This is a genomic window from Escherichia sp. MOD1-EC6098, from assembly GCF_002965865.1.
Classification (GTDB): domain Bacteria; phylum Pseudomonadota; class Gammaproteobacteria; order Enterobacterales; family Enterobacteriaceae; genus Escherichia; species Escherichia marmotae.
In genome coordinates, this window is sequence record NZ_PTSN01000007.1 from 195,952 (window position 1) to 204,513 (window position 8,562).

Below are 8,562 nucleotides of genomic sequence, written 5' to 3' on the forward strand. Positions count from 1 at the left end.
TTAACCAATCTGTTTCCCGGAGGGGCCAGATTGTGTTGTCTCTGGCCCAGTGTGTGCAAGAGCCGGGGCGATCTGACCTCGGCTAGGGTCTATACGGTCATACATGAACCAATCTTGATACTTATGGAAACGGGGATGACCAAAGAGTTTGATCGCAGCCTCCAATGACATTTTCGCCTTGCCTAGCTCATAACCGTTGTACGTACCATAATTTACACCAATCAAATCAGCAACTTGCTTAGATTTAAGGCGTTCTGAATCTCGGATTAACTGTAGTTTTTCATGTTGTGGTATTGACATAATATATCAGATCTCTCATTGTATACATCAATTGACACTCGCAAGCGGCGTTGACCGCTCACAACACCAAGGGCTTGCTGAGCTAAACATGCCTCAACAAGCCTCAAGCAGTGGAGTTTATCAAATGAAAGAAATGCGAGAAAACGAATTAAATATGGAAACTCATTTTTTACGTCAGTTCCCGCTAGACAACGGACGAGCTCTGCGTACCTGCAAAATGACAGAAACACAAGCTGCGCGTATCAGAGACATCAGCCTAGAAGAGCTACAAAAACAAATCTTCGCCACTCCGGAAGAGTTTGCTTATCTAACTGGTCGCACCCTCAAATCGGTGCGCAACCTGATGGATCGTGCGCAGGTGCCAGTTCATAGAGAAGGCATGCCCGGGTCAAAGCGCCCTAAACGCTTCATCATGTTGCAAGAATACTGGAAAGCTGTTGCTCATTGCCGCGCTCTCATCACTCCAGAAGAAAAACACTACATTGATCGTCTGATGCGTGACAAGAAGACTTATCGCCGCACAACCGGTAAAGAGCATCGGGTTCTAAAACGCAATAGCATCAGTGCACTGCAGGCAGGACTATAAACATGAATACTGATAGCACAGATAAAGAGCTACTGGAACGACTGGAAACCCTGAAAAACGAAAAACCACACCAGAAGCTTTTGCTGGTTTTTCCGGGCAAACCACAGGTTGAAGTCAGCATTGACTACCACGAATTACACAGAACGTTCGCTGACCTGATGGCATTTAAATCAAAGCTTCAGAATGGCGAAGATTTGAAAGATGTCACCCTACGTCCCGACGATGAATACGGTCATTTTTGTCGAGATGACGTCAAAGAGACGATTGGAATGATTTTAGAACCAATATACGGCGTTGCGCTCCGTTTTCCCGCCAAAGAAGTCTTTGAGCTTTATCGACAAATTTTAAGCAGTGACAACATGGTTATTGAGGTCGGAAATGTGCCAGAGAAAATCTCCGGCACTGGAGTTAAATAATCACTCAGGAAGAATCCATGTACTTGCCTGAGGATATTTCCTTAACGCAAGAGTACGCAAGTCATTCGCGAGCTGACGAATGGTTTTTGATGGCTCCCCTTTATTCGGAGGATTGATCGGCGCTTCCCCTAACACAGAAATTGCCGCATTTAGCGCATCAATAACCTTTTTATCATAGGACATATTTATTCCTTTGTGGTTGGTTGAACACGCGCCCTTTACAGCCCCTTCAAGACTGCGGGCGGTGGAAAAATACCACAAAACCATGCGCCGGGCATGGCTAAAACCCGGCACAAATTCGCAACAGCAGCAGGATATTTTTTGTATGAAGCAACGACGTAATTCTTCACGGCAGCGATTCCGCAACGGTGCGGAACGCCATGCTAACCGTTTCGCTACCAGTGCATCACGTAGCAACTCTCGCTACAGCCTGAGCGAAACACACGCAACGCCGGATGGCTACCCAGTAAAACAAATCGGCGAGCACGCCTGGTTGATTGAGAAAGCTGGAATCGTGGTCCACAAATGCCCACGCAATCCGTTTACTGGAAACCGCATTTTTGCACTGAGCAGCGGCGACAATCAGTTCGGGCAGGATTTCACATTATACGAAGCACTTCGCACGGTTGATCGTCTGCTTCGCGGACAAAGTTTTATTAAACAGGTTGATTTATAACAGGTGATTTATGACCAAAGAGTATGCACAAGGTGTATTTATCCGTTTTATTGATTTTCGCGGTGAACTGTTATTACGTGCATCAGCTATTGATGCTGTAGCCCAGGCAGAAAAAAAAGCAGTTACTCACGTTTATGCGAACAACGCGCAACTGATCGTGGAGCTTCCGTACCAGACCGTTCGCAAAGCCATTAACGAAGCTGAAAAAGCGCGTCAGGCTAATAGCGATGAACCCTATATCGAAATTATTTGTATGGATTCAGAAGCTGAAATTAAGAAAGCAGATTAAAGGGCGTTGTGATGGGCAAAGAATATAAAACTCTCATTAACAAAGCACTTGAGCGTTTTTATTTTCGCTTAAGCGCATCAGGCGCTCATGCTGAACGTGCAGCCCGTGACTCATTGACCAGGGCAATCCGGAGTCTGTATGACGTGGCTTTTTACGCTGATGATCTGGATGCACTTAACGAACTTTCCGAGCTGATCTGTGCCGCAGAATGCGGGGAACATATTGAACCGTATAAGCTGGGGAATATTGCATGAGTATATTTATCTCATGGCTTGTTCTGATTATTTCGGTGGCCTGCGCCATTGGGATTATGCGAATTATTCATTCAGTAAAAAAGATTGAACGCTTTTTCACTGGTGAATAACGATACAAATAAAACATCAAATTAAATAAGAAAACGTGAAAACCATCCGTATTAACGGAGGTATTCGCACACGCAAATAACGGAGATACAAAAATGCACGCAAAAGAAGAAGGTATCATCAGAGCACTGAAAGAAATTTCAAAGACAGAAAACGAAGTAGCGAAAAAAGCCGTGGCAAATGCACATATGGACGTCGCAACCCACACACTGATAGTCGCAAGAGTCACGGCAGAAGCAGCCAAAATTATCGCAAAACAGGATGCTGAACTAACGGTTCTCAGAACACAACCAGTCACCGGACTGGATTTGTCTAACACCGGACGCCTTATTTACACAATTGGCTCGGAGCCACAGCAATACACCATTATCGCCGGATTGCAGGACAAATACCTGATTACCCCTTACCCCATAAGAGAGTCAGAAATTCTGACAAATCTCCGCCTGATAGAGCGCTCTCAAGTTGCATTCATTGATGACGCCCAACACACCGTATTTAACGCATAGGGTTACTGGACAAAGGGGGCGCAATGGCAATTAAGCGTTTTTCCGTCATTCGTTTCACCTCCAGAGGGCGTGAATACGAAGTTGACGAACGGCTGATTAAAACGATCGACCGTCACCGTTCGCAACCTGACGCGCATCACATTTATCTCACTGACGACACTTACTTCTGCGCCACCAACGTGGTGCAGGTGAATCTTATCCGACAGGTACAAGAGTCACGCAGATGACCATTCTGGACTATATCGCTACTCATCCGGGTTGTAGCGGCGGAGAAATCGCCGCAGCACTGAATACTCCAACCACAGCCATTAATGCTGAGTTACGCCGACTTTGGCGCAGCGGCTTAGTCATCAGAACAAACCGCAGCACAGGTGGTCACGCTCGCAAAACAGGAGGCCGGGCTTCTTACCACGTAAACCCGATGCCGTTCGGGTGTGGCAACCCACTAACCCACATGTTTAACCAGCTACTGAAGGAAGCCAGAGCATGAGCACCATCAACCACCAGGAACCACGCGAACTGGCGACTGCCGTACAAAGAATGTCTACCCAAAAATCACTGCCATTCCGTGTGAGCCCTGTCCGACGGGTACAGGAGTCACACGGATGAACAGAAGGAGAATTACACGCAGACATCGCCGCACGCGCCTGAGCTCCCCGCCAACACTAAAGGAACTCATTCAAAGCGAGATCGGTGATTTCTTCGCTGGGTTTGGATCACCTGGCGAACCAGAAACACCAGAAGCGATGCAGCGCGAACTCATGATGCGCATCGACAACGTTTTCGATTTTTTCCTTAACCAGTAAGAGAGCAAATCACAATGAAACTCAAACCAATGGGTACTCCTGGTGTGGCTCCGGCACATGTAAAGCCATGGACACAGCAGGAGGATGAACTTTTAGCCACGTTATACCACTCCCACACAGCGCCGGAGCTGACAAAGCACCTTCAGAGAACCGAGTCAGCAATACGAAGCCGCATTCGTCTTTTGCTCTCTCAGGGGGTTATTCACGCCAAACGCCCCCACCTGAGCACAAAAGAACTTAGCATGCTCATCAGGAATCGCCACACAAAAACTATCCGGGAACTCGCGAATGAGTTGGGGCGCTCGCCATCCACGGTGGAACTGAACCTGAGAAAAAGAGGGTATCGGTTCAGGAAATACGGGGAACTCCACCACAGAACCAGATACAGCGATCACCTGGTGGAGTTGGTAACTGAACTGCGTGATGAGAAGGGGATGACATTCAGCGAAATCAGGAAGCACATCCGGGACACAGCCGGGATATCCCTTAAAAGATGGGTTCCCGCCCGGCTTTACGCACGATATACCGCCGCTGACACCGTGCTTTGCGAACTGCTACCGGACTGAGTAACCACTATGCACACACAAAAAAACCGCTTGCCATGCCGCAATCAGTCAGGTTACATTTCCGCTGCGCCTCATAAAACGGGTGCCGGGATTGGAACCCCGCAGACTAACAGAGCGCACAACCGCGCCAGCGGTTTTTTTGTGCGTGCCGTATCGCCACGTCTTTTTCGCGTCAGAATTATGGTGGGGCGTACAGGGCCAGCATCAGCTGGGCCGGGTCCTCTGTTAGCCGGTAGTTCCAACCCTGTACGTCTCACCACCCCGAGCTTGGAACCTCTGGATGGTGAGTTTTCAAAACTGACTAACAGAGAGGCCACATCATGGCAAACCGCAAACAGCACCGCGCTATCGCGGAGCGTCGTCACATCCAGACTGAAATCGACCGCAGACTCACCCGCGCTGCACACATCGCCTTTATCATGCAATCCAACACATTGCACAGACTCAACAGCACTATTTCAGCCGACTACTGCGCCGCTGTATTCAGCTATCTGGCGGAAGACCTCCTGTCTCTTCAGGATCTCATCCAGCAGCAAAACAAACTCCATTAATTCCTGTTCCGGGCCTTTCCTGCACCTTGCGGCGGGAGGCCTTCGCACATCTGTAACAAGAGGATTGCCGCAATGATTCTCGCCAACGACTTTCTTGAATACCTGCTCAACACAGAGCGTGATCTTGCCGTTCGCGTGCGTGAACGTTATGACATGTACCTGAAATCCCTGCCTGTACCGCAGCTCGCTGACGGAAAGATTGTTATTGATGGTCGCTACATGATTGACAGCCACGAGGGAAATTACAGGCTTTACCGCATTGAAGGTGGCACCCCGTCCGTTATTGGCATTTACCAGCGCCCATCCTCTGCAATCGTCGATGTGATTGCCGACAGCATCCGCATCACACACCACCATGCCGACACAGAAGACACTGTGCTGGAGATTCAGCGGCTGGCTGCCGTTTGTCGTGACACTCTGAACGGAATGACGAAGTAAATCAGTATGACGACAGAGTACATCAGGGACTGGCAACAACCGCGCCACGCAGTAGGACGTGAAGGAACGGAGATCCCCGCACCTGAATCCGCACTTTCCTCCTGGCTGGATGCCTACCGGGCAGAGAACGAACGCCGCCAGGAAATGGCTGATGCGGCGTTCTCCGCCACACCGCTGGGCAACCTGATTAATAAAAGCCTGGACGCACAGGAAAAACAGGACAAAACCATCACACTGGCAGGAGACACCAGAAAGCAGGCACGCGGCGCGGTGGATGAAGCCATGGCCTCGCTGCGCCTGCTGCCGTCCTATCTGCGCGATCCGCTTATTCGCCACCTCTCCTTCCTGCGCAAAAAACAGGAAGCTGATCGCCGGAAAGGCAAAAAGAGCTGGCAGGCTGAACGCTACGCGCGCGGAACCCTGCGCAAAATATTCGAACGCCTGGACCGCACCGACCACCGCTGGCTGACACCGGGTTATCGCTCCCTTGCCGGACACGAACGCCTGGATGATTTGCTTTACCTCCCGCAGCTCAACAAACACCAGATACAGACGCTGGCCACCATGACGGCGGCGATGTTCAGCAGCACCTTCGAAAAACTCTGCGATGGCTTTGGCGCGACTGATGGCGAGCTGACCATGGATGTAACGCTGAAGGCGTATCAGATGCTGGCCCGCATGGCGTTACACCTGCACGCCATGCCTCCGCATTATGACGCACTGACAACAGACAAAGACCGGAGGAACGAACCGGACACAGAACTGCTGCCGGGTGCAATCCTTCGCCTGACCTGTGCGGAATGGTGGAAACGCAAACTGTGGCTGTTACGTTGCGAGTGGAGAGAAGAACAACTCCGCGCCGCCTGTCTGGTTTCCAGAAAAACATCGCCTTATCTGAGCCAGGACGCGTTAAGTGAGTTTCGCGCACAGCGCGAGAAAACACGCGATTTCCTGAAAAGTTTCATGCTGGAAAACGAAGACGGGTTCACGATTGATCTCGAGACAGTGTATTACGCAGGAGTAAGTAACCCGGTTCACCGTAAGGCAGAAATGATGGCCACCATGAAGGGGCTGGAACTTCTGGCCGAAGCCCGTGGCGACAAAGCGGTGTTTCTGACTGTCACCTGCCCGTCAAAATACCACGCCACAACAGAGAACGGTCATCCGAATCCCAAATGGAACGGGGCCACCATGCGCGACTCCAGCGATTACCTGGTTAACACGTTTTTTGCGGCGGTCCGCAAAAAACTGAACCGCGACGGCCTGCGCTGGTATGGCATCCGCACGGTGGAGCCTCACCATGACGGCACCGTGCACTGGCATATGATGGTCTTTGCTCATCCGGAAGAAATCGACGGCATCGTGGCCATCACCCGCGATATTGCCATTCAGGAAGACCGCCACGAGCTGGGTGATGACATAACTCCGCGTTTTAAGGCGGAGTACGTCGACGGCTCAAAAGGCACGCCAACCAGCTACATCGCCACCTACATCGGAAAGAACCTGGACAGCCGCGCCGTGGATGGCATCGACCCGAAAACGGGCAAGCCACGCGTTGACCACGAAACTGGAAAATCAATGACCGAGAGCGTGGAGCGCGCCATCGGCTGGGCGCGCCTTCACCGTGTCCGCCAGTTCCAGTTCTTTGGTATCCCCTCCCGTCAGGTGTGGCGTGAACTGCGCCGCCTTGCCAGCCAGATGGCACGCAACCCGGAAGGCCCACAACGGCTGAAGGATGATGCAATGGATGCGGTACTCGCTGCCGCTGATGCCGGGTGTTTTGCCACCTACATTGAAAAACAGGGCGGCGTACTTGTTCCACGCAAGGACTACCTGATTCGCACCGCCTACGACCTCGCAGATGAGCTGAACGATTACGGCGAACAGAGCGTACAGATTTACGGGATCTGGTCGCCGCTCATCGGGGAATCCTCCCGCGTGTGCACGCACCCGGATAACTGGAAACTGGTAAGACGTAAACCTGAAGCAGAAGACAGCGTCCGCGAAAATGGTTTTGACCTTCAGGGCGGCCCTGCCGCCCCTTGGACTCGTGGCAATAACTGTCCCCGTGTACAGGAAACGGACAACAACGGGACAGAACAGCCGGAAGAACGGCCAGCACCGTGGCCGCAGCTTCCTGACGGCGTTGATGTGGATGAATGGATGCGCTCACTGAAACGGCACAAACGCCGGGCGCTGATGCGTTCGCTGCGTGACAAACAGGCAAAAAACAGCAGTGATGAAATGCAGAACTGGTCACAGAGCCGCAAACAGCCACAGCCTTTGCCTGATAACCACGAGTTACTCGCTAAAGAATGGCGGGAATCTGCCGAATCTCTCGGCCTGCATATCGGTGAACAGCAGATGCAGCACCTGTTACGGGGCGGCAGCCTGTACGTTGACGGCAGCATCATTGCACCGCAGGGATATGAAATTGTACGTAAACCGGATACCCGCCAGGACAGCCGAATCACGCAGCTCTGGCAACGCCTGAGCCGTAACCACGGCGTAAGCAGCACGGAGATCCGCCATAACCCGGTCGCCAGCTATCTGGAACAACTAGGGGCATCAGACCCTGAAGCCGCCGCACGCCTGGCATCCACACTTCAGCAAGACCAGAACACCATGAAAACCCCCGTTACCGTGCTTTCTGACATGCTGCGCGCCATCCGCGACGCAGAGCACGCACAGAGAATCAGTGAAACCACTGAACGCGCCCACCGCAAAGCAGACCTGCTGCGGGGTAGCCTGACCAGTGGAAACAAAAAACAGACAGAAACGGGATTCACAAATCCCGTAAATGAGCAAAAAACGTGCCGCGATATATGAAGCGCGCACAAAACAGGCAAAAGCGGGATTTAAAAATCCTGTAAACAATTAATTAATCAACATAAGGAAAAGCGACATGAAAATTTGTATCGACGACGGCTCCACCAACATCGAGTAGGCAGCCTGGCGGCTGCGGCTTGTCATGGCCTGAGATTACCGTTATAAAAACAAGCAATGTCATTGTCTTTCAGGTGGTTATATGGCCCGTTCAGCTAAACCCCGAAAACGAAAACCCGC

At 51.4% G+C, this 8,562-nt stretch carries 14 protein-coding genes and 3 pseudogenes; 15 read left to right on the forward strand and 2 right to left on the reverse strand.

Annotated elements, in window-relative coordinates; all coding sequences use genetic code 11:
* Nucleotides 1-300: a helix-turn-helix transcriptional regulator gene (locus C0K55_RS10460; protein ID WP_000026913.1), complete on the reverse strand. Its 300-nt coding sequence runs from the start codon at nt 298-300 to the stop codon at nt 1-3.
* Nucleotides 301-424: 124 nt separating this feature from the next.
* On the opposite strand from C0K55_RS10460, the gene C0K55_RS10465 reads away from it, so the two are divergent.
* On the forward strand, nt 425-886 hold the full coding sequence (locus C0K55_RS10465; protein ID WP_236942225.1) for a hypothetical protein: 462 nt from the start codon (nt 425-427) through the stop codon (nt 884-886).
* 2 nt (nt 887-888) lie between these two features.
* Complete coding sequence (locus tag C0K55_RS10470; protein WP_236942226.1) at nt 889-1,302, forward strand: hypothetical protein; 414 nt, start codon at nt 889-891, stop codon at nt 1,300-1,302.
* Here C0K55_RS10470 and C0K55_RS10475 read toward each other — a convergent pair whose 3' ends face one another.
* Nucleotides 1,303-1,485: a hypothetical protein gene (locus C0K55_RS10475; protein ID WP_063854673.1), complete on the reverse strand. Its 183-nt coding sequence runs from the start codon at nt 1,483-1,485 to the stop codon at nt 1,303-1,305.
* A 142-nt stretch (nt 1,486-1,627) separates the two neighbouring features.
* Here C0K55_RS10475 and C0K55_RS10480 point away from each other — a divergent pair, with 142 nt between their 5' ends.
* From C0K55_RS10480 to C0K55_RS10530, 13 genes and pseudogenes are all read left to right on the forward strand, one after another.
* Nucleotides 1,628-1,978, forward strand: coding sequence for a DUF4761 family protein (locus tag C0K55_RS10480; RefSeq protein WP_097728292.1), 351 nt, complete (start codon nt 1,628-1,630; stop codon nt 1,976-1,978).
* A gap of 10 nt (nt 1,979-1,988) precedes the next feature.
* Nucleotides 1,989-2,267: a hypothetical protein gene (locus C0K55_RS10485; RefSeq protein ID WP_097494727.1), complete on the forward strand. Its 279-nt coding sequence runs from the start codon at nt 1,989-1,991 to the stop codon at nt 2,265-2,267.
* A gap of 11 nt (nt 2,268-2,278) precedes the next feature.
* Nucleotides 2,279-2,521, forward strand: coding sequence for a DUF4754 family protein (locus C0K55_RS10490; RefSeq protein WP_000514277.1), 243 nt, complete (start codon nt 2,279-2,281; stop codon nt 2,519-2,521).
* Nucleotides 2,518-2,631 (forward strand): hypothetical protein, encoded by a 114-nt coding sequence (locus tag C0K55_RS25915; RefSeq protein WP_000021656.1) that lies wholly within the window; start codon nt 2,518-2,520, stop codon nt 2,629-2,631. Before C0K55_RS10490 ends, C0K55_RS25915 begins: the two co-directional genes overlap by 4 nt.
* Before the next feature lie 93 nt (nt 2,632-2,724).
* Entirely contained in the window at nt 2,725-3,135 is a 411-nt protein-coding gene (locus tag C0K55_RS10495) for a hypothetical protein (RefSeq protein ID WP_097728291.1), read from the forward strand.
* A gap of 23 nt (nt 3,136-3,158) precedes the next feature.
* A complete protein-coding gene (locus C0K55_RS10500) occupies nt 3,159-3,362 on the forward strand; it encodes a hypothetical protein (protein ID WP_097728290.1) in 204 nt (67 codons plus the stop codon).
* Nucleotides 3,359-3,625, forward strand: a complete 267-nt coding sequence (locus C0K55_RS10505) for a MarR family transcriptional regulator (RefSeq protein WP_053272427.1) — start codon at nt 3,359-3,361, stop codon at nt 3,623-3,625. Before C0K55_RS10500 ends, C0K55_RS10505 begins: the two co-directional genes overlap by 4 nt.
* Nucleotides 3,622-3,706: pseudogene (locus tag C0K55_RS27125) on the forward strand (hypothetical protein); the annotation flags it as partial. The gene C0K55_RS10505 and the pseudogene C0K55_RS27125, both read left to right, overlap by 4 nt.
* A 115-nt stretch (nt 3,707-3,821) precedes the next feature.
* Nucleotides 3,822-3,941: pseudogene (locus tag C0K55_RS27130) on the forward strand (hypothetical protein); the annotation flags it as partial.
* 575 nt (nt 3,942-4,516) lie between these two features.
* Nucleotides 4,517-4,777: pseudogene (locus C0K55_RS27135) on the forward strand (ash family protein); the annotation flags it as partial.
* A gap of 50 nt (nt 4,778-4,827) precedes the next feature.
* Nucleotides 4,828-5,058: a hypothetical protein gene (locus tag C0K55_RS26570; RefSeq protein WP_000013445.1), complete on the forward strand. Its 231-nt coding sequence runs from the start codon at nt 4,828-4,830 to the stop codon at nt 5,056-5,058.
* Nucleotides 5,059-5,130: 72 nt separating this feature from the next.
* The gene (locus C0K55_RS10525) at nt 5,131-5,496 is read left to right on the forward strand and encodes a hypothetical protein (RefSeq protein ID WP_000599407.1); all 366 of its coding nucleotides are present in this window, start codon (nt 5,131-5,133) and stop codon (nt 5,494-5,496) included.
* 6 nt (nt 5,497-5,502) lie between these two features.
* Nucleotides 5,503-8,325 carry a replication endonuclease gene (locus tag C0K55_RS10530; RefSeq protein ID WP_123010043.1) on the forward strand — a complete coding sequence of 941 codons (2,823 nt, stop codon included), beginning with the start codon at nt 5,503-5,505 and terminating at the stop codon, nt 8,323-8,325.
* The last annotated feature ends 237 nt before the right edge of the window (nt 8,326-8,562 follow it).

Bases quoted from the DNA above. Each gene is read 5' to 3' on its own strand.
- C0K55_RS10460 (WP_000026913.1), bottom strand. From the start codon at position 300: ATGTCAATACCACAACATGAAAAACTACAGTTAATCCGAGATTCAGAA.
- C0K55_RS10465 (WP_236942225.1), top strand. From the start codon at position 425: ATGAAAGAAATGCGAGAAAACGAATTAAATATGGAAACTCATTTTTTA.
- C0K55_RS10470 (WP_236942226.1), top strand. From the start codon at position 889: ATGAATACTGATAGCACAGATAAAGAGCTACTGGAACGACTGGAAACC.
- C0K55_RS10475 (WP_063854673.1), bottom strand. From the start codon at position 1,485: ATGTCCTATGATAAAAAGGTTATTGATGCGCTAAATGCGGCAATTTCT.
- C0K55_RS10480 (WP_097728292.1), top strand. From the start codon at position 1,628: ATGAAGCAACGACGTAATTCTTCACGGCAGCGATTCCGCAACGGTGCG.
- C0K55_RS10485 (WP_097494727.1), top strand. From the start codon at position 1,989: ATGACCAAAGAGTATGCACAAGGTGTATTTATCCGTTTTATTGATTTT.
- C0K55_RS10490 (WP_000514277.1), top strand. From the start codon at position 2,279: ATGGGCAAAGAATATAAAACTCTCATTAACAAAGCACTTGAGCGTTTT.
- C0K55_RS25915 (WP_000021656.1), top strand. From the start codon at position 2,518: ATGAGTATATTTATCTCATGGCTTGTTCTGATTATTTCGGTGGCCTGC.
- C0K55_RS10495 (WP_097728291.1), top strand. From the start codon at position 2,725: ATGCACGCAAAAGAAGAAGGTATCATCAGAGCACTGAAAGAAATTTCA.
- C0K55_RS10500 (WP_097728290.1), top strand. From the start codon at position 3,159: ATGGCAATTAAGCGTTTTTCCGTCATTCGTTTCACCTCCAGAGGGCGT.
- C0K55_RS10505 (WP_053272427.1), top strand. From the start codon at position 3,359: ATGACCATTCTGGACTATATCGCTACTCATCCGGGTTGTAGCGGCGGA.
- C0K55_RS26570 (WP_000013445.1), top strand. From the start codon at position 4,828: ATGGCAAACCGCAAACAGCACCGCGCTATCGCGGAGCGTCGTCACATC.
- C0K55_RS10525 (WP_000599407.1), top strand. From the start codon at position 5,131: ATGATTCTCGCCAACGACTTTCTTGAATACCTGCTCAACACAGAGCGT.
- C0K55_RS10530 (WP_123010043.1), top strand. From the start codon at position 5,503: ATGACGACAGAGTACATCAGGGACTGGCAACAACCGCGCCACGCAGTA.